This window comes from Spirochaeta thermophila DSM 6192 (assembly GCF_000147075.1).
GTDB classification, from domain to species: Bacteria; Spirochaetota; Spirochaetia; order Winmispirales; family Winmispiraceae; genus Winmispira; species Winmispira thermophila_A.
On record NC_014484.1, the window covers coordinates 1488308 to 1511576 of the forward strand.

General features: G+C 59.9%; 20 protein-coding genes. 5 read left to right on the forward strand and 15 right to left on the reverse strand.

The window, feature by feature from the left end; genetic code table 11:
* Window positions 1-10 precede the first annotated feature (10 nt).
* Genes STHERM_RS06830 through STHERM_RS06845 form a run of 4 tightly spaced genes read right to left on the reverse strand, consistent with a single transcriptional unit; the run spans window position 11 to window position 3255 of the window.
* The gene (locus STHERM_RS06830; protein ID WP_013314155.1) at window positions 11-1798 is read right to left on the reverse strand and encodes an NADH-ubiquinone oxidoreductase-F iron-sulfur binding region domain-containing protein; all 1788 of its coding nucleotides are present in this window, start codon (window positions 1796-1798) and stop codon (window positions 11-13) included.
* 9 nt (window positions 1799-1807) lie between these two features.
* Complete coding sequence (locus STHERM_RS06835) at window positions 1808-2206, reverse strand: (2Fe-2S) ferredoxin domain-containing protein (RefSeq protein ID WP_014625104.1); 399 nt, start codon at window positions 2204-2206, stop codon at window positions 1808-1810.
* Window positions 2145-2768 (reverse strand): ATP-binding protein, encoded by a 624-nt coding sequence (locus STHERM_RS06840; RefSeq protein WP_013314157.1) that lies wholly within the window; start codon window positions 2766-2768, stop codon window positions 2145-2147. The genes STHERM_RS06835 and STHERM_RS06840 overlap by 62 nt, the downstream gene beginning before the upstream one ends.
* Before the next feature lie 4 nt (window positions 2769-2772).
* Window positions 2773-3255 carry a complex I 24 kDa subunit family protein gene (locus STHERM_RS06845; RefSeq protein WP_013314158.1) on the reverse strand — a complete coding sequence of 161 codons (483 nt, stop codon included), beginning with the start codon at window positions 3253-3255 and terminating at the stop codon, window positions 2773-2775.
* Between the two features lie 100 nt (window positions 3256-3355).
* On the opposite strand from STHERM_RS06845, the gene STHERM_RS06850 reads away from it, so the two are divergent.
* The 5 genes from STHERM_RS06850 to STHERM_RS06870 are packed head-to-tail and all read left to right on the forward strand — an operon-like array spanning window position 3356 to window position 6397.
* Window positions 3356-4039 (forward strand): redox-sensing transcriptional repressor Rex, encoded by a 684-nt coding sequence (locus tag STHERM_RS06850; protein ID WP_148223886.1) that lies wholly within the window; start codon window positions 3356-3358, stop codon window positions 4037-4039.
* A 44-nt stretch (window positions 4040-4083) separates the two neighbouring features.
* On the forward strand, window positions 4084-4443 hold the full coding sequence (locus STHERM_RS06855; RefSeq protein WP_013314160.1) for a hypothetical protein: 360 nt from the start codon (window positions 4084-4086) through the stop codon (window positions 4441-4443).
* Window positions 4421-5380, forward strand: a complete 960-nt coding sequence (locus STHERM_RS06860) for a CBS domain-containing protein (RefSeq protein ID WP_013314161.1) — start codon at window positions 4421-4423, stop codon at window positions 5378-5380. The genes STHERM_RS06855 and STHERM_RS06860 overlap by 23 nt, the downstream gene beginning before the upstream one ends.
* Complete coding sequence (locus STHERM_RS06865; protein WP_013314162.1) at window positions 5346-5687, forward strand: hypothetical protein; 342 nt, start codon at window positions 5346-5348, stop codon at window positions 5685-5687. The genes STHERM_RS06860 and STHERM_RS06865 overlap by 35 nt, the downstream gene beginning before the upstream one ends.
* On the forward strand, window positions 5684-6397 hold the full coding sequence (locus STHERM_RS06870; RefSeq protein WP_041623396.1) for a PHP domain-containing protein: 714 nt from the start codon (window positions 5684-5686) through the stop codon (window positions 6395-6397). The genes STHERM_RS06865 and STHERM_RS06870 overlap by 4 nt, the downstream gene beginning before the upstream one ends.
* 62 nt (window positions 6398-6459) lie before the next feature.
* On the opposite strand, the gene STHERM_RS06875 is transcribed toward STHERM_RS06870, so the two are convergent.
* From STHERM_RS06875 to STHERM_RS06925, 11 genes are all read right to left on the reverse strand, one after another.
* The gene (locus STHERM_RS06875; protein WP_013314164.1) at window positions 6460-8472 is read right to left on the reverse strand and encodes a family 16 glycosylhydrolase; all 2013 of its coding nucleotides are present in this window, start codon (window positions 8470-8472) and stop codon (window positions 6460-6462) included.
* Window positions 8473-8564: 92 nt separating this feature from the next.
* On the reverse strand, window positions 8565-11978 hold the full coding sequence (locus STHERM_RS06880; protein WP_013314165.1) for a hypothetical protein: 3414 nt from the start codon (window positions 11976-11978) through the stop codon (window positions 8565-8567).
* Between the two features lie 76 nt (window positions 11979-12054).
* The gene (locus STHERM_RS06885) at window positions 12055-13077 is read right to left on the reverse strand and encodes a LacI family DNA-binding transcriptional regulator (RefSeq protein WP_041623398.1); all 1023 of its coding nucleotides are present in this window, start codon (window positions 13075-13077) and stop codon (window positions 12055-12057) included.
* A gap of 124 nt (window positions 13078-13201) precedes the next feature.
* Window positions 13202-14314, reverse strand: coding sequence for a carbohydrate-binding protein (locus STHERM_RS12290; protein ID WP_237223189.1), 1113 nt, complete (start codon window positions 14312-14314; stop codon window positions 13202-13204).
* Entirely contained in the window at window positions 14256-14726 is a 471-nt protein-coding gene (locus tag STHERM_RS12295) for a hypothetical protein (RefSeq protein ID WP_013314168.1), read from the reverse strand. Before STHERM_RS12295 ends, STHERM_RS12290 begins: the two co-directional genes overlap by 59 nt.
* Window positions 14727-14931: 205 nt before the next feature.
* Window positions 14932-15966, reverse strand: coding sequence for a LacI family DNA-binding transcriptional regulator (locus STHERM_RS06900; RefSeq protein WP_013314169.1), 1035 nt, complete (start codon window positions 15964-15966; stop codon window positions 14932-14934).
* 10 nt (window positions 15967-15976) lie between these two features.
* Window positions 15977-17380 carry a glycoside hydrolase family 30 protein gene (locus tag STHERM_RS06905; RefSeq protein ID WP_013314170.1) on the reverse strand — a complete coding sequence of 468 codons (1404 nt, stop codon included), beginning with the start codon at window positions 17378-17380 and terminating at the stop codon, window positions 15977-15979.
* Window positions 17381-17420: 40 nt separating this feature from the next.
* Window positions 17421-18446, reverse strand: coding sequence for a carbohydrate ABC transporter permease (locus STHERM_RS06910; protein WP_013314171.1), 1026 nt, complete (start codon window positions 18444-18446; stop codon window positions 17421-17423).
* Window positions 18443-19363, reverse strand: a complete 921-nt coding sequence (locus STHERM_RS06915) for a carbohydrate ABC transporter permease (protein WP_237223192.1) — start codon at window positions 19361-19363, stop codon at window positions 18443-18445. The genes STHERM_RS06910 and STHERM_RS06915 overlap by 4 nt, the downstream gene beginning before the upstream one ends.
* Window positions 19364-19454: 91 nt before the next feature.
* Window positions 19455-20819, reverse strand: coding sequence for an ABC transporter substrate-binding protein (locus tag STHERM_RS06920; RefSeq protein WP_013314173.1), 1365 nt, complete (start codon window positions 20817-20819; stop codon window positions 19455-19457).
* A gap of 348 nt (window positions 20820-21167) precedes the next feature.
* Window positions 21168-23249 (reverse strand): glycoside hydrolase family 3 N-terminal domain-containing protein, encoded by a 2082-nt coding sequence (locus STHERM_RS06925; protein WP_013314174.1) that lies wholly within the window; start codon window positions 23247-23249, stop codon window positions 21168-21170.
* Window positions 23250-23269 lie beyond the last annotated feature (20 nt).

The window sequence follows — 23269 nt, forward strand, 5'->3', positions numbered from 1 at the left end:
CATGGCCCCCTTAGCGTTTCTCTATGGCGTTGAACTTACAGGCCTCGTAACAGGCACCGCACTTGATACACTTGTCCTGATCGATGACGTGGGGCTGTTTCCGTTCCCCGGTTATGGCGTTCACCGGACATCTCCGGGCGCACACGCCACAGCCTATACACTTGTCGGGAAGTATGGTGTAGGTGACCAGCTCCACACACTTGCCGGTGGGGCACCGCTTCTCCACGATGTGTGCCCGGTACTCATCCTCGAAGTAGTGGAGGGTGGAGAGTACGGGGTTGGGAGCGGTCTGTCCCAATCCGCAGAGCGAGGCACGCTTCATGGCGTGGGAGATTTCCTTGATCTTGTCTATGTCCTCGAGCGTGCCCTTGCCCTTCGAGATCCGGTCGAGGATGTTGTAGAGCTTCCTTCCGCCCACCCGACACGGGGCACACTTGCCGCACGACTCGTCCACCGTGAAGCCGAGGTAGAACTTGGCCACGTTCACCATACAGTCGTCTTCATCCATCACGATCATACCACCCGAACCCATGATGGAGCCGAGCTTCTGGAGGTTCTCGTAGTCGATGGGCGTGTCGAGGTACTCCTCGGGGATCACACCGCCCGAGGGACCACCGGTCTGCACGGCCTTGAACTTCTTGCCGTTGGGGATGCCGCCGCCTATGTTGAAGACGATGTCCCTCAGGGTGGTGCCCATGGGGACCTCCACGAGCCCCGAGTTGTTCACCTTGCCGGTGAGGGCGAAGACCTTGGTGCCTTTGGATGTCTCAGTACCGATCTTCGCGAACCAGTCGCCACCCCGCAGGATGATCACCGGGATGTTCGCGAGGGTCTCCACGTTGTTGATCACGGTGGGCTTTCCCCACAGCCCCTTCACCGCAGGGAAGGGCGGCCTGGGTCGGGGGGTACCCCTGGAACCCTCGATCGATGCGAGGAGGGCGGTCTCCTCGCCGCAGACGAAGGCACCTGCCCCGAGCCTGATCTCGATGTCGAACGAGAACCCGCTCCCCAGGATGTCCTCTCCAAGGAGTCCGAGCTCTCTCGCCTGCTCGATGGCGATGTTGAGCCTGCGGATGGCGAGGGGGTACTCGGCACGGACATAGATGTAGCCCTTGTGAGCCCCCACGGTCTTACCTGCGATGATCATCGCCTCGAGTACGGAGTGCGGGTCACCCTCGAGCACGCTTCTGTCCATGTAGGCGCCGGGGTCCCCCTCGTCCGCGTTACAGACCACGTACTTCATATCAGATTCCACCTGCTTGGTGAAGAGCCACTTCCGCCAGGTGGGGAACCCCGCTCCTCCACGTCCCCTGAGCCCGGACCTCTTGAGCTCTTCTATCACCTCATCGGGGCTCATCTCGAGGAGCACCTTCTCCAGGGCCGCATACCCATCGCGGGCGATGTACTCGTTGATATCCTCGGGGTTGATGAACCCACAGTTCCTCAGGACCACACGGAACTGTTTCTGATAGAAGTCGATATCGTCGACCCGCGCGAATTCCTTGCTCTGGTCCTTGTTGTAGAGGAGCCGGGTGACCGGCCGCCCCTTTATGAGGTGCTCCTTGACGATCTCCTCCGCATCCTCCGGCTTCACCTGGACGTAGAAGGACTCCTCGGGGAGCACCTTCACGATCGGCCCCTGCTCGCAGAACCCGAAGCATCCTGTCTTGACGACCTGGACATCGGACGAAATCCCCTCTTTCTCGAGGAGCCCGAGAAGGTTCCGGTACACCTGGTCGGACTTGTTCGACTCACACCCGGTACCGCCACATATGAGCACGTACTGCTTGTATGCCATGCGTCCCTCCTATTCCTCTTTGCTCACGATATCAGCCGCGGGTCTGTCGTAGACGTGATTCTCCACCAGTTTCCCGCCGAGGATGTGGTCCTCCACGATGCGTCGCGCCACATCAGGGGTGACCTTACCGTAGATCACACGCGGCATGCCGGGCATGATCACCTCCACGGTGGGCTCGGCATAATCGAGTCCGAAGCCCCCTACCTGACGAACCGCCACGTTGGTGAGCCCCTTCTCCTCGATGATCCTCAAGAAGGCATCGAGCGTCTCCTTGGCCCCTGCAGCGATTCCGCTGGTTCCCATACCGACCACGATGTGGATCTCCTTGTTGTCGGGATCCCGCATCTCAAGGAGCCGCTTCTTCTCTTCCCGAAGCTTCCTGAGCTGTTCCAGCGTCATCTTTCCCATAGACATCTCCTTCACGTGAAGCGTTGAGGCACGAGTCTTCGAGCTCGTGCACAAACCTGTCCAGGAGAAGGGCATGCGATGCATCCCAGAAGTCCCCGAGCTCTTCCAAGAGCTCCTTCCTCGAGAGGGTGTAGCCACCTCCCTCACCCCGTCTCTCCACCACCAGCTCGTAGTCCCCATCAAACGAGAGGGCCTGCCGCCACGTGGAGGCCAGGTCCCCCATCGGAGGCGTATCCACATGATCGAGCGGCATGGTGAAGCGCACCACCGTGCCCCTGCCCGGCTCACTCTCCAGGGAGAGCCCGCCTCCGACCAGGTCGACCGCCTGCTTGAGGAAGGCGAGCCCCAATCCCAGGCGCCTGGCGGGATGCTTCCGCCCATCGGTGAAGAAGGGGTCGAGGGCCCTCTCCTTCTCTTCAGGCGTCATGCCTTTCCCGTCGTCCCTCACCTCCACCGTACACCACCCTTCTCCAGTATGGAGTGAGACTTCTATCGTACGCGCTCCGGCCTCGAGAGCGTTCTGCACGAGCTCCAGAATGAAGTCGGAGAGCGTACGATGCATGGTGTTATCCCTGCTCCCTGTACTTGGCGAGGATACCCGGAAGATCGTCCTTCGTGACCTTGCCGTACACCTCGCCGTCCACCATCACAACCGGGGCGAGGCCGCAGCACCCGAGGCACCGGACCGCCTCGAACGAGAAGAGTCCATCCTCGGTCGCGGTGTTCGGCCCCACGCCCAAAAGGTCCTCCAGCTCCTTGAGGATGTCCTCGCCTCCCTTGAGGAAGCAGGCGGTCCCCATACACACCGAGATCCGGTGCTTCCCGGGCTTGCGGAGCTTGAAGAAGTGGTAGAACGTGATCACGCCGTAGATCTTCGCGAGTGGCACATCGATCACCTTGGCGAGCTCCATGGCGATCTCCCGGGGGATGTACCCGTAGATCTCCTGCGTTTTGTGGAGCACCATGATGAGATTTCCAGGCTTCTCCTTCCATTGCTCGATGAAGGCCATGAGTTCCGGATGGAGCGTCACCTCTGCTGTCTGAGCCATGCACCCTCCTAGCTATCGTGGGATACTGGATTATAGACAATAGGTGAATTAATATCAATAGTCTTTTCTTTATTTCTGAAATATGCTAGTATAAATTCCCGTGGAATCTTTTAACGAGAAGATGATCACAAAAAACACTATAACGAGAGCGTCGCGGTATCTCAGGGTTCTCAAGAACCTCAGGTCACTGGGGTTCGTGAGGGTCTATTCCCCGAATCTTGCCGATGCACTCGGCCTCACTCCCGCCGTGGTCCGCAAAGATTTCTCCCTCCTGGGAATGGAAGGGCGGAAGAAGGGTGGATACCTCATCGATGAACTCATAGAGCACCTGGAACACCTGCTGGGCGCTAATAACCCCTGCAAAACCGTGGTGGTAGGATGCGGAAGAATAGGTCGGGCACTCATCGAGTCTCAGGAGCTCCGCCGTGAGGGCATCCAGATAGTGGCTGGCTTCGACATAGCTCCCCCGCCCCCAGAAGAGCAGGGTGAGGTCCCCATCCTTCCCATGGATGAGTTTGAGTCCATCGTTGACAAAGAGGGAATAAGGGTGGGCATCCTGGCCGTGCCCTCGCACGCAGCGCTCGAGGTGTTCGAACGCATGCGAGCCGCGGGTATACGCGGCTTCCTCAACTTCACCACGGTGGAGCTCAAGTGCCAGGAACGTTGCCCCCACGGCTGTGAAAACCGGTGCGTCATCCACCAGGTGAATATCGGGCTCGAACTCGAAACCCTCTTCCACATGGTGCACATCACCGAGCAGCGACCGGAGTTGCTCAAGGAGTGAGAAAGGATATACTCCAGCATGAACCACACGAACGAGGAGGAAAGATGCTCCTTTCGGATATACTGAAGACCATCGACGGCTCGCACGTAGGGGGGCCTCCGCCGGAGAACATACTCTGTGAGGAGGTGGTGGCCAGCGATCTCATGAGCGACGTGCTCACCCATGACGGGGAAGGGTTTCTGCTCATCACTGCCCTTGCCTCCGAGCAGACCATTCGTACCGCCCACATCGTGGGAGCTCCCGCGGTGATCCTGGTATGCGGGAAATCCGTCCAGCCCCGGATGAAGGCCCTCGCCGACGAATACGGTATCTGCCTCGTCTCCACACCCCTGCCCACGTTCGAGACCTGTGCGCTCATCGCCCGCATCAAGGAAGGTGCTCATGGATCAGACCCCGCTGAGTGACATCCCCTCCCCCCGACTCCTCGAACTCATCTATACCCTCAAGGTGAGGGACGTGATGACGAGGGATCTCATCACCGCCACTCCCGATGAACCCCTGCGTTCCATCCAGCACAAGATGAAAGCGAATCGCATCACCGGAGTCCCGGTGATCCAGAAACACCGTCTGGTGGGCATCGTGAGCCTCGACGACATCATCACCGCCCTCGACAAGGGCTACATCGACGAACCGGCGGGCAGGCACATGACGAGAAACGTGGTGGTGCTGGAAGAGGACATGCCCCTCAGGTTCGCCATCTCCTATCTCGATAAGTACCACTACGGACGATTCCCGGTACTCGACAAGAAGGGAAGCCTCGTGGGCATCGTCACGAGCAGGGATATCATCACGAGCCTCCTTTTGCAGGCGAACCGTGCCCTCGAGCAGATGGAAGCAACCCTCTACAGGCGTTCGTACGAGGGACATCCCCCGGAGGCAGGCTCATACACCAGGGAGTTCTACATCAGGCAGTACGACTTCGAACACGCCGGTACCGCGTCCACCCAGATAAAACGGATCCTCACCGAGCGAGGGCTCCCCCCCAAGGTGGTGAGGCGGGCCTCCATCGCCGCCTATGAGCTCGAGATGAACATCGTGGTCCACTCCGTGGGAGGAGTGCTCAGGCTCGTACTCACCCCACGGAGGGTGGAGATCACGGCCGAGGACTCAGGGCCGGGTATCGAGGATATCGCCTTGGCCCTGCAGGAAGGCTACTCCACCGCAGCGGACTGGATACGCTCCCTCGGTTTCGGAGCAGGGATGGGGCTTCCCAACACCAAGCGCGTGGCGGACGAGTTCTCCATCCACTCCACCCCCGGAAAGGGGACCATTGTGAAGGTCGCAATATCCCTTCAAGGAGGAGAAGATGCTCACGATAAAGCAGATACCCCCTCTGGTTGAGGCGGAGGAGGTCCTCGTCCCCGATCCCGAGGTGGTGGTGAAGACCGGATACACCTCCGACCTCCTGAGCGATGTGATGGCCAATGCGCCGGAGGACTCCGTGCTCATCACCATCCAGGCGCACAAGAACACCATCGCGGTGGCCATCCTCACCGGCATCAGGGTGGTGCTCGTGTGCAACAACAGGCCCATCCCTGAGGACATGGTAGAGGCCGCCGCCCAGGAGGGGATCGCCATCCTTCGAACCAGCCGCAACCAGTTCGAGTGTTCCGGTATCCTCTACCAGGCCCTCGATGCCTCCTCATGAAGTGGTGGAAGGCCGACATTCACATCCATTCGTGTCTCTCGCCGTGTGGAGATCTCTCCATGGGGCCTCGCACCATCATCCGGAGGGCGAGAGAGGAGGGACTTGAGCTCATCGCCCTCACCGATCACAACACCGCCCGCAACACCCCTGCGCTCACCGCCCTCGGGAACACAGCAGGGATCACCGTGCTCCCTGGACTGGAACTCACCACCGCCGAGGAGCTCCACCTCGTCGCCCTCTTCCCCACCCTCGAAGAGGCCCTGGACTTCTCCTCGTGGTGGGAAGACTCCCTCATCAAGCTGCCCCACAATCCCGAACGATACGGCGATCAGCCGGTGGTGAACGAGGAGGAGGAGATCATCGACGAGCTGCCCTTCTCGCTCGCCTCGGCCAGCAGGGTGAGCCTCCACGAGACGGTGGAGGCCGTCCATGCACGAGGGGGGCTCGCCTTTCCCTCCCACATCGACAGGGGCGCCTTCTCCTGCTACAGCCAGCTCGGCTTTCTGCCGGACGAGCCGTTCGACGCCGTGGAGCTGTGGCACATACCCCCCCGGCTCGATACCCGCGGCTACCCTTCCCTCACCAACTCGGACGCCCACTTCCCCGAGCGCATCGGGGCCCGCTACTTCTTCTTCGAGGCGGAAAAACCTACGTTTCCCTGTTTGACCGAGGCCATCGCTCGGGGAAGAGTGAAGATCTGCAGTACATAGCGGACTAAGCCGTGATAATGAGGAGAGGGCCTCTGGGGCCCTCTCCCGGGAGTTCAAGGATATCAGCTATTCGCGCTCAGGCGCCACTCGGCGATGTAGTAGGGCTGCGTGGATCCTAGGGTAAAAATGGCGATCTGCGTGCTTCCCGCAATCTCAGAGGGGGTACCGAAGGCCGAGAGCGGAACCGTCACCTGCTGCCAGTCGGTGGTGGCGGTATCGAGGTACGGGAGGATGGAGATCTCCTTTTCGGAGCCTGCGAGCTTCATGTGAATGTCATGGCCCGAGGCCGGATCGAAGTCGGCAGGCAAGGCGAGGGTGAGCTTTATCGAGGTGTAGGTGGCAATGTCCGCCGGGAAGTCTGCCACCTTGGTACCATCGTAGATGTCGCCCATGAAGGCGAGCACCCCCCCAGAGATGCCCCATCCGGTGCCCGGGGTGACACTCCAGCAGTTCTTCCCGTTGTAGGTCGCCTGGGCATCATAGGTGGAACCGGAGCCCCACACGTCGGGCATCACCGCCCCCTGGGTGAGGGTGTTGGGATCCCAGTCCATCACCACGTCCACCAGGCCGGGATCTTCAGCGATGAGGTAGAACTCGGGATCTTCGGTTGCGGTCACCTGATCTATCTGAACGGGTTCCTGCCAGGCGATCTCATAGTCGCAGTCCCACTTCTCCTGGCCGTCGATGGAATCGGGGTTGGTATCCTCGTACACACGGATGTAGTCCACCTCCATCCTCTGCGGGAAGACCGTGGTGTCATCAGGCGCGCCTGGCCAGTTCCCACCTACCGCCACGTTGAGGATGAAGAAGAAGGGGTGATCGAAGACCCAGTCCGAACCGATCTCGTCCTTGTTCACCACGTGGTAGAGCTGATCGTCCACGTAGAACTCCACCTCGTCGGGATCCCACTCTATGGCGAAGACGTGGAAGTCGTCGGCGAATGTCCCACTCTCGAGGGTGTAGCCAGACCCCACCCCCGGCCCCTGACTCACCGGACCATGGACCGTGCCGTGCACCACGTTGGGCACGCTCCCTATAAGCTCCATGATGTCGATCTCGCCACAGGAAGGCCATCCGGTGGTATCGATGTCCGAACCGAGCATCCACAGGGCCGGCCAGATCCCCTGTCCGTAGGGAAGCTTTGCCCTAATCTCTACCCTTCCGTACTGGAACTCGTACTTACCTTTGGTCGTCATGCGGGCCGAGGTGTAGTCATAGGTGCCGTACTCGTCGCTCACCTGTTCTTCCCGCGCCTCTATCACGAGCACGCCGTTCTCTATGAAGGCGTTCTCCTGCTTATAGTACTGGAGCTCGTTGTTTCCCCATCCGGGGATGCCTTGCGCATGACCGTTCCCTATCTCGAAGTTCCAGATCGAGGTGTCGATGGAGGGGCCGTCGAATTCCTCCTGCCAGACGAGCTGCCACGATTCCACCTGATCCTCGTCGGCCTCGGTGAGGGTTCCCTCCGTGGGGAGCTCCTCCTGACCGGTCTTCACCAGGTAGATATCATCGAGCCAGTAGTCGCCGGTATCGAGGAACCACACCTCGAAGCGGGCGTTCTCATCGGTATCGAGCTCCATCGTGAAGTCGACCTCGTAGGTCTCCATGGTCGTGGTGAGGGTGAAGGTGTTCTGGTAATAGGCGGTCCAGCTCCTCTCCGCGGTACCTCCCACCTTGATCACCACCCTCATGCCGTCCGTTGAGGACCTTCCCGCAAAGCTGATGTGGTAGGTGCCACCCCGCTCCACCAACACAGGGGCCTGGAGGAGCTGCACAGCCCAATCCGTCGTGCCGGAGTCGGTAACGACCACGTGAAGCTCACCGCTCTCGATCTGGGCCGAGCCATTACCACCAGAGTTGAGATAGAAGGCCCAGCTTCCGCCCGTGTCCAGATTGCCGTTCCCATCCGGTTCGGCCGTGGAGAGGGGCTCGGAGAAGTCCCCGTTACCGGAGACAGGCTCTGGTGTGGGGGTCGGCTCAGCGCCGCCACCCGGTCCCGTAGGACTGGTACACGCGATCGCGCCAACCACTATCAGCCCACACACAAGGGTCCATACTGTCGTTGCGGCTCTCATAGTTCGCCTCCGTTATGGTAGCGTTAACATGTTATCGTTATCATTATACCACGCTCTCTCCACCTGTCAAGAAAAACCTCATCTCGACACCCCTAAAGGAGCATGTCCCCGGGGATCGTCACCTCCAATGCACGAATCGCTCCCCTCCGGGAGAAGACCGCCTGTGTGAGGGAGGGATCGAGCTCGCCGTTCTCCAGGGACTTCACCATGCCGTCCGCAAAGACAACCCTCACCTGCAGGTGATCGCCCAAGGTGTAGCACACGGGGATCTGACACAGGGTAAACCCCAGCTGGTGGGCAGAGAGCTTCACCTTGCCTCTCTTACCCGACACCTCATAGTACTCGAAGGTCCGGGGGGCTGAGAGGAATTCCGCTCGCCTCAAGAGAGCCGGTTCGAAGCAGAGCCTCCCCTCCTTCACCCGCACCCCCAGCTCCAGCCACCGGGCGAGGATCTCCTCTTTCACCTGGCCGGTCATACCGGGTTGCCTCGCCCCTGTGTGCCTCGGCGTGTGGGAGTAGGGATCGAGGGGGAAAGCGCCCTGCTCGGCAGGTGTCTTATTGAACCCGAGCCCTCCCCGAATCCGGTAGTAGTGCCGGGCAAGTGCCCGCGCTCCCTTAAGGTCGCCACGGTCCCAGGCCTCCCAGAAGAGCTCCCCCACGGCGAGGAGGAGCTTGGCCACCATGTGCCAGTAGATGCTCCCGAGCCCCTCGTACCCGAAGAAGGTGCCCGAGCGTCCGGTAAACGAGGCGTGATCGAAGACCTCTTCATAGAGGTCGCAGATCGCCTCCGCCTCTGCATCCACGAGCGCTGCATACTCAGGACCCTCCTTTAGCTCTGCAAGGCGCGCCTTGAGGACCTCCACGTTTCGGAAATCGGGATGGAAGTGGTAGTATCCCTCGTCGTCGATCCTGAAGAGCCGTTCGTCACCCCGCTCCTTCATCCTTGTCACGAGCCGGAAAGGGGCAAGGCGTTCGCCCGGGATCACGTTCCGATCGAGGAACCCCGGGAGGTCCCTGTCCGGATAGAGGAGGAACGAGTCCTGGTCTTCTCTATAGAGGGGACTCCTCCAGAGCGCATCGAGGAGCGAGCGCGCCTCCTCGCCCGAAAGGAGGCCGGAAGAGAGCACGGCCACCTGTCCCTCGAGCATGGGGTAGAGGTGACGGATGCGTATGCCGCCGTCCTCATCGAGGAGCATGAGGTTGTAGGAATGGTAGAGCCCATCGTCCCTCCGGTTCGCCCTGAGCGAGGCATCCACCACCTGCAGGGCACGCTCACAGAAGGAGAGGAGCTCCTCTTTCGAGAGGAGGACGCGCCTGCCGGGAAGACCGGTACCGTAGAGGTGCTCCCTGTAGGTCTCCCCTGCCCTCCCCATACGATCCAGGAAGGCGCGGCGGTCGCGTGGGGTCCACGCCTCCACCGAGGCGAACTCCACCAACACAACGTCCACATCGTGGAAGAGGCGGCCTATGGCCTCCGGGACATCCCTCTCCCCCTCCCACGCCGAGAAGAGGCCCCTGAGGAAGGCGAGGTGCCTGCGGAGGTAGGCGAGCGTGACCACAGAGAGACCGGGGCCGGCGAGGGCATTGTTGGCATCGTTCCACTCGGGCCGCTGGGTGTTCATCCAGATACCGCCTTCCGGTACGAGGGAGGTGAGCTTCACCAGCACGGGGAGGAGGAGCTTCTCGAGGAGCGTACCGAGGTACACACCGTCCCCCTCATGGACGAGCCGTCCATCGGAGCCTTCTCTCTCCACCCGGGCCATGATCCTGCGGTGCCAGTCGTGATCGAACTCGATGGTAGCCCGTGGATTCTCCAGCATCCTGTGGTACGGCCTCATCCTGTAGGGGATCTCCACATAGGTGAAGATCCTCTTTCTGGAGAGGGTCTCCAGTCGTTCGGGGTACATCTGTGCGAGCTTCTCGAGCAACCTCAGGAGGTAGACGATCTGGTGGTCGCCCCAATAGCCGATGTTGGCCCAGGGATTCTCGGGCTCGGGGACCTCCCACTCCACCCCATCACGCGAGATCCGATAGGGGTTGTGGCCGTCCTGGGAACTCGCGTTGAGGAACACCACCACCATGTGTTCCAGGAACTCAGGGAAGGAGACCGCGAGCGCCTCCCAGTTCTGGAAGATATCGCGCCAGTTGCCTTGGTAGTAGAGCCGGGGCCGGCCCTTCTCGTCCTTGAGCTCTATGGAGAACCGGTTCCACGGCCTCGAGGGATCCCCGTGCCGCCTACTGAAGTAGAGCGGCAGGTACTCGTAGGCGAGACGCACGAGGTGAGGATCGCCCCGCTTTTCCACCTCGGCCAGGAGGCTCTCGCGATCCATCTCCTGAGGAAGGGATGCGAGCCAGGAGGCATGGGCCTTAAAGAGAGGTCGGTTGCGCCTCCGAAGGAAATCCGAGAGATCCTCCCGGGATATGGTATAACCGGAGGGGAAGGTGCCCCCCCGCATCACATTGAAGAGCACGTTCGCATAGTGGTGGGCATCGTAGGCCTCCGAGGCGGTACATTGGAACCCATCGGCCGATCCCACGATACGCTCGAGCTCCTCCATGCCCGCCTCGATATCGCGTTCCAGGGTCGAACGCACCTCACCCCTGTCCTTTTCGAGCAGCGCCCTCAACCTGAGGACCTCGGTCTGGTCGTAGTCCACGTCGAGTACCACGTACCAGTCCCTGGAGGCTTCGTGGGAGCCCAGTCGCGTCTTGAGCCAGAAGGCCCCCCTCCGCCCCCTGGTGAGAGACTCGGTCTGCACCTCCTCTCCCCTTCTGAAGGCCTCCACCTGGGCATCCGAGAGCAGGACGGCCTCGGGCCCTTCCAGGGTGGTCCACGCCACCGTGGTCCGCAGGGCCTCGCTCGGCTCTGCCCTGTCGGTGAGTATGGAGCTGAGCCTGAAGAGTGCGATCGGTCCGGGAAGGAGCTCGTTCAGCTTGTAAGCATCGACGAGGCAGCTAAACTCATTCTGCACCCGCGATTCTACCCCCGAGGGGAGGATGTTCCGCACACCGGTGAGCACCTCTACAGGGTGGCCCCCCCTTTTTCGCTCGAGGCGTACGTACTGGACCAGGCCGAACCGAGGACTGGTGGTCCAGCCGTAGACGAGAGAGAGGCCGAGATCGAGGTTCTCCTCTTCGAAGTAGACCGCGGCACCGTTCAACCGCTTGTAGAGGGAGCGCACCACCTCCCACCTGCCCTCGGAGCGACAGGAAAAGGGCTCCCATACCACCACGCCCTCGGGCGTGAGGATCCGCACGATGAACGAGGCCCCGGTGACTTCCGCCATGTCGGCGAGCTTGTCCTCGGTGTAGTAGGGAAAGAGCGCATGGTCGGGGTTCTTCCTCCCTGCGGTAATACCCCCATTGGACGTGAGATAGAGCCACAGATCCGAGCCGCTCGCTACCGTGGTGAAGAACCAGGGGAGCCTGTCGAAGTGCCGGATTCGGTAGTACTTGCCTCCTCCCCATGAGATGACCTCACCCTGAGGGACTACACGCTGTTCCATCTCGCATATACTCCCTTCTTGTTATCGCTAACATAAGGATACTGTATTTCCCCCCTTTGTGCAAGAGTACATACGCTTACCGTCGAGGTGGAGCTACCGTTCCACCTTCTACGAGAGAGGTCTCAAACAACTCCCGCCTTGCAGGAAGTTCTGGGTGGGTGATCCTCTCGATTAGGAGTTCAGCGGCGCATTCCCCCATCTTCACGAGAGGCTGTTCCATGGTGGTGAGCGGTGGATGCACCACTCTCGCCTCCGGGATGTTATCAAAGCCTGTGAGAGAAAGTTCTCCCGGGATCTCCACCCCCCTCTCCCGAGCCCGCCGTATCACACCGATGGCCATCGAGTCCGTACCGCAGACGAGCGCGGTGGGGCGGTCATCCAGTGAAAGGAGCCTGTCCAGGGCCTCCGCCCCGCTCCCTTCGGAAAAATCTCCCCAGAAGACCCAGTCCTCGCGAAAGCGAAGGCCATACCGGGAGAGTGCTTCCTTGAAACCTTCGAATCGTTCGACAATGTGGTATGTGGCCACGGTAGAGTGAAGGAAGCCTATCTTCGAATGCCCGTGCGCCACCACATACTCCACGAGGCGTGCCACCCCTTCCCGATTCTTGGTATCCACCACGTCCACATGAGGACTTTCCGGCCGCTCCCCCACCACACAGGAGGGGATGTGATACCTCTCTATCTGCTCGAGGTGGGAATCTCCGAAACCCGCGTTCAGGAAGATGAGACCGTCGACTTTCCGCTCGAAGTAGAGCCTGAAGTAGGGGAATTCCTCCTGATCGTGACGGCGCTGGGAGGAGATGAGGAGATCGTAGCCCTGATGGATACACGCCCATTCTATACCCTGGAGCAGTCTCACAAAGTAGGGGTTGGATTCGAGACCGATGTTCTCAGGGAGGGGAGCCACTACACCAAGGCTTCCTATGTATCGTCGAGCGAGGCTCCGCGCCCCGCTGTGGGGGTGGTACCCCAGGTCCTCCATGGCCCGGAGCACACGTTCCCTGGTCTCGGGCCTCACGTTGGGGGACCCGTTGAGTACACGGGAGACCGTCATGATGGAGACTCCCGCACGCCGTGCCACATCCTTCTGGGTGATCATGGCGACATTGTAATCAAGAGGTGCGATTCCCACAATACACATTCCTTTTTTAACGAAAAAGGCAGGCAGGGATGCCCTGCCTGCCGCCACCACGATACCCAAGGGTACCGTATGAAGAAGCTTCTCACCTCTGGTACCACCTCACCCAGTCCACATACATGGTCACCGGGAACATGCTGTCGTCTATGGTGAAGCCCGGCCAATTGCCCCCGATCGCGACATTGAGGAGGATGAAGAACGGACGGTGGAACTCCTCGGTGCTGTTGATACTGTTCTCTATGTTCGCCTCGTGGTACTGCACTCCATCGACGAACCACTTGATGGACGAGGCATCCCATTCGATGGAGTACACGTGCCACTGGGTCACATCGACGGGGGAAATGTTACCGCCGTAGGAGGCATACCCGCCGGCGTCCCAGTGGATGGTTCCGTACACGACATCCTCGGTGTTGATGTGCTCCATGATATCGATCTCGCCGCAGGCGGGCCAGCCCACCTGTGAAAAGTTGTTTCCCAGCATCCAGAATGCGGGCCACAACCCCATTCCAGTGCGAGAGAGGCGGATACGGGCCTCGATCCTCCCGTAGGTGTGATACACCTTGTTTTCGGTCTTGAGCCTGGCGGAGGTGTAATTCATCCCGCCGTACGACTCCCTCCGGGCGATGATCTGAAGATACCCGCCGCTCACCTGTATGTTCTCGGGCCTGTCGGTATAGTATTCGAGCTCGTTGTTCCCCCAACCACTTCCCCCTATCTCCGGTGTCCAGTTGGAGGTATCCAAGGACGAGCCCTCGAATTCGTCGCTCCATATGAGCACCCAGTCACCAGAAGGAGGTGGTGTGGGCGTGGGTGTAGGCGTACTTCCGCCACTGCCCAGGTGGGTGAACCGGATCCAGTTGATGTTCCACCCTCCGGAGACCGCATAGATCCCAAAGGCATGGTTCCCCGCAGGAATCGTCACTGTGTGGGACACCGTGGTCCAGTTCTGCCACCCACCCGTCGAGGGGATGCTCACCGACCCAAGCACGATCGACCCCGCATCCAGATCGGCGCTCAGCTGGCCTCCCCCGTTGAGGCTCGCCACGCGGTACTCGACGAGGTACTCCCCTCCCTCGAAGTACCGGCTCGCATACGCCATCCAATCACCCGCATCGATCCAGCCCACGTTGAGCCCGCCCTCAACACACGACTCCGTCTGCACCCCGCTCATCGCCGCATAGTCCTCGGCCTCGATCACAAACGTGGTGCTCCCCGCAGGCGTGGGCTGTGGGAGTGCTCCCACCCGCGGTGTGCGTGTAGGAGTACCACCCCGTATCCTGCGCACCCGCGTTGAACCCGATGGTGAACCAGTAGTCGATCACATCACCCTCGGAGAGCCCATTCACCTCGTACCAGAAGGAGGTGCCATCCCGGTTCATGCGGACGTTGAGCTGTCCTCCACCGTTCACCTTGTAATGGACGTCGGCCCATCCTGCATCCGCAGCATTGAGCCAGATCCGAGCAGTGTCGGCGTCCACATAGTCACACCCACTCTCAAAGGTGGCACGGGAGACCAGGTCTCCACTCAGGTTGACGATCCCCCCTTCACATGCTATAAGCAGCATAAGTACGAGCATGAGGGGGGCAAGGTACGGAAGATAACGTCTCATCTCCTTCCTCCTCCCATATTTAAGGTTGTGGACCTCCCCACGGGAGGCCATGTGCAAGAGAATCCGGGTGGCGGCCTAGATCCTCTCCTTTCGCCACGATTGTTAACGCTACCATAAAGATGATTCTACCATCCCTTTTCCCTCCCGTCAACGAAAACTTCCGATGAAAGCTTACGATCGAGGTCGGCTTCTATGGCTCCCCCTACTACCGTTCCTCCAGGGACTGCAGAGTCTCTCCCTCCAGGGGATACACCGGGAAGATGTGCGTCTCCCTGGGTGCGGCTGGATTACAGATGTGCTTGTAGAGGATCTCGGCGGCCTTCCTCCCCACGTCCACGAGCGGTTGTTCGTTCGAGGCGAGCGTGGGAGAGATGCCCAAGTCCTTCAGGAACCCGTCGAACCCCACCACCGAGACATCCTCCGGTACACGGAGTCCCAGCCGCCGAAGCGCGACAAGCGCACCCAAGGCCATCTCGTCGGTCGCACAGAAGAGGGCCGTGGGTCGCTCCCCCATCGATGAAAAGGCGCACTCTACCACCTGGGCTACCTCTTCCTGGTGGTATCCAGCCCTCCACACCCACTCGTCAGGCACCTCTTCTCCTGTGAGTTCCTTCATCGCCCGTCTGTACCCCTTCTCCCGATCGCGAATGTTCGCATTGTAGAACTCCTCCCTGAGCCCTACGAAACAGATCCGCCTATGTCCCCGCTTCCAGATCCGCATCACCGTATCGTATCCCGCGCGCTCGTTATCGGTATCCACCCAGGAAAACTCCTCATCCTCCGGTCGATCTCCTATCACCACACAGGGAATCCTCCGTCTGTTGATCTCCTCACGCACTTCTTGAGGCATCTTCTGTAACCCCACATAGATGAGCCCATCCACCTTCCGTTGCCTGTAGGGCCTTAAGTAATCAAACGAGGGGTCCTCGAGGGTGAGAGGCGAGAGGAGGATATCCTGCTGGTACTGTCTGCAGGCGAGGGATATCCCCCGTATCACCCTCATGAGATAGAGGCTCCCCATCGTGTCGTCGAAACGAGCAGGAGTCATGATGGCCACGGTGTCCGTGCGTCCCTGGTTGAGGGCCTTCCCCACGAAACTGGGGGAATACCCCAGCACCCGGATCGCCTCCTCCACCCGCCTGCGTGTCTCGGGTCGCACATTTCCCTTGTTGTTGATGACGCGCGAGACGGTCATGAAGGAGACCCCTGCAAGCCGGGCGACATCTTTCTGTGTGACCATACCCTCCTCTTCAGGCCTCCAGGATCACGGTCTGGATCGAATGAGGAGGACAGACATGCCGGAATTCTCCACGGTCCCCCTTCCTTCGAACCGAGTACATGATGGAGACATCACGCGAATTGTACAAGACCAACACGATCCTCCCCTCGGGATCCCGCACCCCCAATGCGAGATCCCGTTGTTCCCAGAAGCGACCACCGGCGGATGAATCCTCATCCCCTGCCTCGGGAACGGTGACCTCAATCCTCCTGCTCCCGGGACGACACCACCGTGAGAGGTGGCCTATGTAGTAGTACGAGGATTGGGGGAAGACCTCCTTCCCCTCGATATCCACGAGCACCGGTGCGTCGCAGAAGTTTCCTGCGTGATTCGGACCCCCTTCCGTGTCGAGCACCACATTCCAGTCGATCCACGCCTTGGCCCCGTGGAGGAGGTCTTGGATCATCTCGTAGCCGTACCGCTCCCCCACCCACCACTCACCCGGCCTCGCCCCTCCCTCGATGCATCCCTCGGTGAACACGAGGAGCTTGCCATCGATGCGAGAAGAGGTCTCCTCCACGTTATCATACTGCGGACCGGAGTACCAGTGATAAGCCACTCCGTCCACCACCTCCCTCACCCCTTCGAGTCCGAAGCTCTCCTCCACCCGTTCCGGAAGCCTGTCCCTGTTGTGGTCCCAGATGAGCACCTTTTTCCCTTCCAGGCCGGCCCCCCTGAACGTGGGCACCAGGTGATCCCTGACGAACCGTCCTTCCTCCTCACCGGTGTAGATACACGACTCCCATGTCTGCACCGCCTCGGGCTCGTTCTGGACCGTCACACCCCACACCTCGAGCCCTTCCCCTTGAAGAGCCCTGATGAAGGAGACAAAGTACCGCGCCCACACGGGGTAATATTCCGGAAGGAGCTTCCCCCCGTGGCACATCTCACGGTTGTCCTTCATCCAGGCCGGCGGGCTCCAGGGGGAGACGAGAAGACGAAGACCACCCGAGACCCTCCACGCATCCTTCACGAGCGGAAGCTGGTACCGTCGGGAAGGACCCAGGTCGAACGAAGAGAGTGAGGGGTCCTCCTTCTCCACCAAGGCCCAGTTCCCGAACGAGAAGTCACAGCTGTTCATGTGCGTCCTCGCAAAGGTATACCCGTGCCCCTCCCTTCGATCGAAGTACATCCGGATCACCCGTTCCCTCTCCTTGTCCGGTAACAGAGAAAGCACGTATCCTGATGCCTCGGTGAGCGCCCCACCGAAGCCGAGTATGCGCTGATACTCCCGAGAGGGATCGACCACCACCTCCCGCTCGATATACGGTGATCCTGACACGGACGCAGGACTGCGTTCTTCTGGACGCAGAGGGGTAAGACGCGTTCCCGTGACATACGAAGACTCGTAGAGCACTGCCTCGTTCAAGTCCATCCTCCTCACGTGAGTAGTAGATATATTCGACCAAAGGTGATTACTTGAACACCCCCGTATCGATGAGACGCTGCATGAACACCCTCTGGGCGAAGGCGAAGACCACCAACGGTATCACACTCGCGATGAGGGCCGCGGCCTGGATGAGGTGGTTCTGAGAGGTGTACATGTTGTTGAACACCGTGAGTCCTATGGAGATCGGATAGAGGTCCCCCTTCCCGGAGAGATAGATGAGCGGACCGAAGAAATCATTCCAGGCGAAGAAAAAGTGGAAGAGCGCCACCGCGATGATCGCGGGCGTGGCCTGAGGAGCGATGATCTGGAACAGGGTCCTCAGAGGCCCCGCACCATCGATACGTGCGGCCTCATCGAGTTCCCTCGGTATACCCATGAGGAACTGTCTGAGCAGGAAGACGTTGTACGCATTCGAGAAGAAGGCCGGCACCATGAGGGGGAGCCATGTCCCCACCCAACCGAGAAAGTAGAACATCGCATACGTGGGTATGGACGTCACCGCCGAGGGGAGGATGATGGTGGACATGAGGACCACGAACAGCACGTTCTTTCCCGGGAAGCTGAACCGGGCGAAGCCGTAGGCCACGAGGAGCGAGGAGAGCACGGTACCGAAGGTGGTGATCACTGCATAGAGCACGGTATTCTTGAGGAGCACGGGGAACTTCGTCGCCTTCCACGCCTCAGCGAAGTTGCTCCACTGGGGATCGACCTTCCACACACGATCGAGGGTCCTCCAGTTCCCCTCCCATACGATCTGCTCACCCGGTTGTTGCGGATCCATGAACACGGAAGATGTCCGTCCCCTCTTCATCATGGCGAGTATGCGGACCTCTCCATCCACGGGAACCTCATAGAGGTCGTACTGCCTCCCTTCGTATTCCCAGGTCCTGGGCGAAAGAGGAAGGATGGAAAGTTTCGCGGATGCGATCTGATCCCTCGTCTTGAGCGACATGGACAACCCGTACATCAGGGGAAGGAGATACACCGCCGCCAACACGGCAACACCGAGGGTGAAGACGACTCGTCTGAGCAAAAGGCGTTGTTCTCTCATGATTCCTCTCCTCCTCCTGCATAGAAGACCCAGTATCGCGATGTCCTGAACAATATCAAAGTGAAGAAAAGACCCAGGAAAAAGATGATCCATGCGATCACTGCGCCATAGCCCATATTGAGATAGGTGAAGGCCTGCCGGTAGAAGTAGATCATGGGGAAGTTGGTCATTCCATTCGGGAATCCACTGCCCATGTTGATCACATAGGGCGGCAGGAAGTACTGCATGAGACCTATCACCCCTATCACCACATTGTAGAACACCACCGGTGTGATGAGCGGAAGGGTGACGCTGAAGAACCGCTGCGCCGGTCCTGCTCCGTCGATCTGCGCCGCCTCGTAGAGCTCTATGGGAATCCCCTGGAGGCCGGCGAGGAAGATGATGATGGTGTTCCCCAGCCCCCACAATCCGATGAGGGTGTAGGTGAAGTAGATCAGTCTCGGATCGGCGAGCCACCTGATCCCGTCGGTACCGGTCACGTCGAGACCGGTGATCCCTTCGATCGCGAGGTTGATCCACCCTGTGTGCTCATTGAGCACCCCCTGCCATATGATCACGGCCGCCACGAAGGGCACGATGGAAGGGAGGTAGAAGAGCGTCCTGAAAGCCCGCGTCCCCAGCAGATACCTGCTGTGGAGGAGCAGGGCCACGGCGAGTGCGAAGAGCATGCCGATGGGAAGGGAGATGAGCGCGAAGAGGAGTATGCGTCCCACCGAAGCCAGGACCTCCGGATCCTCCACGAAGGCCCTGCGCCAGTTGACGAACCCGACGAACGTGGTGGCCCCAGGATCGGCGAGGGAAAAGTCGAGCAGCGAGAACACGAACGACGCGACCATGGGAAAGAGGTAGAAGATCAGGAAACCCAGGAGCCAGGGCGCGATGAAGGCGAGCCCCCACCTGTATTCCCACAGTCTCAAAGGATGTCTCTCCTTATGGCTCATAGTCTCAACTCCTTATATAAAAGCGAGTAATGGTGGAGGACGCGAGGTCCTCCACCACCGGATCGAGTCACTGCTGGGCAGCCCTGAAGATCTTGTCCAGATCCTCTTTCAGCCTCTGGATCTCCGCATCGACGTCCACATCGGGGTTGTTGAAGATGAGATCCGTGAACTGGTTGTACCGGGTATTCGCCTCCTGGAAGCTGGGCATCCAGCTCTCGTGGTTGGGATTGTCGGCGAACTGGATGCTGTCCTGGATCACCTTCAGATTGAACTCTTGACCAGGCCATCGTTTGGCGAAAAAGGTCTCGAGGAAGTCACCCTGAAGCTCTTTCTTCGCAGGCATGCCGCCGTAGACCGCACAGAGCTCGCCCGCCACGTCGTCCACCAGATAGGAGAGCACCTTGAAGGCTGCGTCGGGATTCTTCGACTGCTTCGTGATGAGGAAGGTATCGGCGTGCATCTTTGCAGTCGTCTTCCCCTTGTAGGCAGGCACGGGATAGACGTTCCACTTGAAGTTGATCTCGGCGAATCCCGCGTACCAGAGATGACAGTGGACCATGGCCACCCTGCCGGAGGAGAACCAGTCTCCGTTCTTCAGGAGGTCGCTCGACCCGTAGGGACCGTTGGGATAGAAGTGGCTCTTCCACATGCCGTCGTATACCCACTTCCACGCCTCAGCCCAGTGAGGAGGAATCTGCGCACCTCCATCGGGAGCCACGAAGGTGCCAGGGCCGAAGAGCGTACCGATGCCTCTCGCGTCGGTCCACTGGATGCCGAACCCCCACTGCACGATGTTCTGGGGATCGAAGTCGGGGCTCGAAGCGTCGTTTCCGTTCTGATCGACGGTGAGCTTCATGGCGATCCGCTTCACCGTGTCCATATCCCACGGCCAGCTCTTGCCGTTCTCGTCCACATACGGCTGTCCGTACTCAGTTGGTGGCAGCGGGATCCCCGCCTCTTCGAAGAGCTCCTCGTTCACGTAGAGGAACGAGGGATAGATGGCAAACGGAAGTCCGAGGAGTCCCTCGCCGGGATTCCGGTAGAAATCCACCATCGGCGCGTCAAAGATGGAAAGATCGAACTGGTACTTCTCCACGAGCGGCTGGAGGTCGATCCAGGCCCCCTTGAAACTGTCCCGTCCTCTGATGCCCACAGGGCCCACCACATCAGGGGCATTACCACCCGAGAGCTCGGTGGCCAGGGTCTGATACGCCTGGTTGTTGGGAACGATCTCGAGGACGAGCTCGATCTCATCCTGCGACTCGTTGTACCGCTTTACGATCTCTTCCTGGGCAGCGATAGTGGGTTCATCGGTGCCCGCACCCAGACCGACGAACCACCGGACCTGGGTCTTCTCAGCCTTCTGTGCTGGTCCCCCACACCCGGCAAGGACCAGTACGAGGGCTACGATGAGGAGCAGATACCGTCTCATGACTCCCTCCTTAGGGAAGATATGTCTCATTTCCCCTACGGGAAATGTGGTCATCACCTCTTCACACACACCTCACCGCACCACGACCGTGGCTGCAGCCCCGGAAGGCACAGGAAGCAAGCCCCATAACGAGCACTCCTTGGAGCAGAAAGATGGCAAGAGAGGCCGATGTTTTCGAAAACATTGATGCCGATAAATAAAAGTCCTTATAAAACAAAGATAAAATATTCTTTCTCATACAATGTTAGCCTTATCATGTTTTCGACAACATTCTACCCCCGGTTTCGGGATCTGTCAACAAAAAAAGATCCCCTTCCGGGGATCTTCTCTCCTCTCCGACACAGCAGGTCAACACTCCACTACAATCTCCACACCCTCCGGTGACCCCAGCTCCTGGGCCCGCCCTCCCGGGGAAGCCGGTCCCACATGGAAGCGGAGTCTGCCCTCGGGGAGCACCTTCCTCCCCTTCTCGTCTATGAAGGAAAGATCCTCGGGAGAGAGCACGAAGCGCACCTGTATCCGTTCCCCGGTGCCAAGGGACACCCTCGTGAACCCCTTGAGCGACCACAACGGCACACGGAACGGGGCGTCCTCCCACCTCACGTAGAGCTGGACCACCTCGTCGGCAGGGATCGACGAGGTGTTTTCGACCTCACACACGACCTCGAGTGTCTCCCTCTTGTCCCATCTCGAGGCCGAGGACTTGGGATCTCTGTACGAGAAGGTTGCGTAAGAGAGCCCGAACCCAAATGGGTAGAGAGGTTCTTCCTTCATGTAGCGGTAGGTGCGCCCCTCCATACTGTAGTCGGTGAAGGGAGGCAGCTGGTCCACGCCTTTTGGGAAGGTGATGGGGAGCCTCCCCGAGGGCGAGACCTCACCGAAGAGCACCCGCGCAATGGCGTTTCCTCCCTCTTCGCCGGGATACCACGCGTACACAATGGCGTCCGCCAGTTCCTCGAGTTCGGGAGAACACACAGGGGCTCCCGAGAGGAGGACCACCACGAGGGGTTTCCCTATCTCCTTTATTCGTCTCAGGTAATCGATCTGCTCACGGGAAAGGTTGAGATCGGATAGATCGCCGTAATTATCGGAAAAGATCGCATCCCCCTCTTCTCCTTCCACCGCGGAGTCACGTCCCATCACGGCGACGGTCACGTCCGCATACCGGGCCACCCCGCTCGCCCAATCGATGGGATTTATCTTGTTTCCTTGGAGTGGACACCCGATCTTGTACGTCACCGTGATTCCAGGGCCCGCATAACCGGTGATCCCTTCGAGCACCGTCACGAGCCGGGATGAGACGCCCGCATAGTTGCCCAGGAGGGCGACGGGATTCGCAGCGTTCGGGCCTGTCACATAGATGTACCGCAGCTTCCGCCTATCAAGAGGGAGGATCCCATTGTTCTTGAGGAGCACAACCGACTTCTCCGCCGCCTCTCGGGCAAGCGCTCGGTGCGCCTCCCAGTCTATGTCCGCGAGGGAGAGCCGTACGTAGGGGTGGTCATCGGTGAAAAGGCCAAGGCGGTCGAGGGTGGAGAGAAGTCGGGCCACCGATCGGTCCACAAGCTCCTCAGAGACCGCTCCGGCCTTCACCGCATCGAGGAGGTGCTCGTAGGTGTTCCCGCAGTTGAGGTCACACCCTGCCTCCAGGGCCATGGCGATCGACTCTATGGGATCCTTCGTCACCTTGTGGTGGAGATGGAAGTCGGCGATGGCCCAACAGTCGGAGACCACATGCCCTTTGAAACCCCACTTCTTTCTGAGGATCTCCTCGAGGAGCCGTTTACTCCCACAGGCAGGCTCCCCGTTCACGCGGTTATAGGCCCCCATCACCGCCTCCACCCCCGCCTTCACAAGGGCCTCGAAGGCGGGAAGATACGTCTCCCAGAGGTCCTTCTCGGAGACCCGCGCGTCGAAGACGTGCCGCAGTCCCTCCGGACCGGAGTGGACCGCGTAGTGCTTTGCACATGCCGCCACCCGCAGGTAGTAGGGATGATCTCCCTGCAGTCCCTTCACGAAGGCTACACCTATCTTGGAGGTGAGGAAGGGATCCTCGCCGTAGGTCTCCTGCCCCCTCCCCCAGCGCGGATCCCTGTAGATATTGATGTTGGGAGACCAGAAGGTGAGCCCTCTCTCGTATTCCGCGGCCCGTTCCTTGCCCACTGCGTTGAACTTCGCACGGGCCTCCCTGGAGATGGCATCCGCCACCCGCCGTACGAGATCGGGATCGAAGGTGGCCGCAAGCCCTATGGCCTGGGGGAAGACGGTGGCCTCTCCCGAGTTGGCCACTCCGTGAAGGGCCTCGTTCCACCAGTTGTAGTTGGGGATTCCCAGACGGGGAACCCCTTTCGCCCGATGCACCATGAGACCCGCCTTCTCCTCGATCGACATCCTGGAGAGCAGAGAGGTCATACGCTCATTTCCATTCATGGATTTTCCTCCTCAAGAAA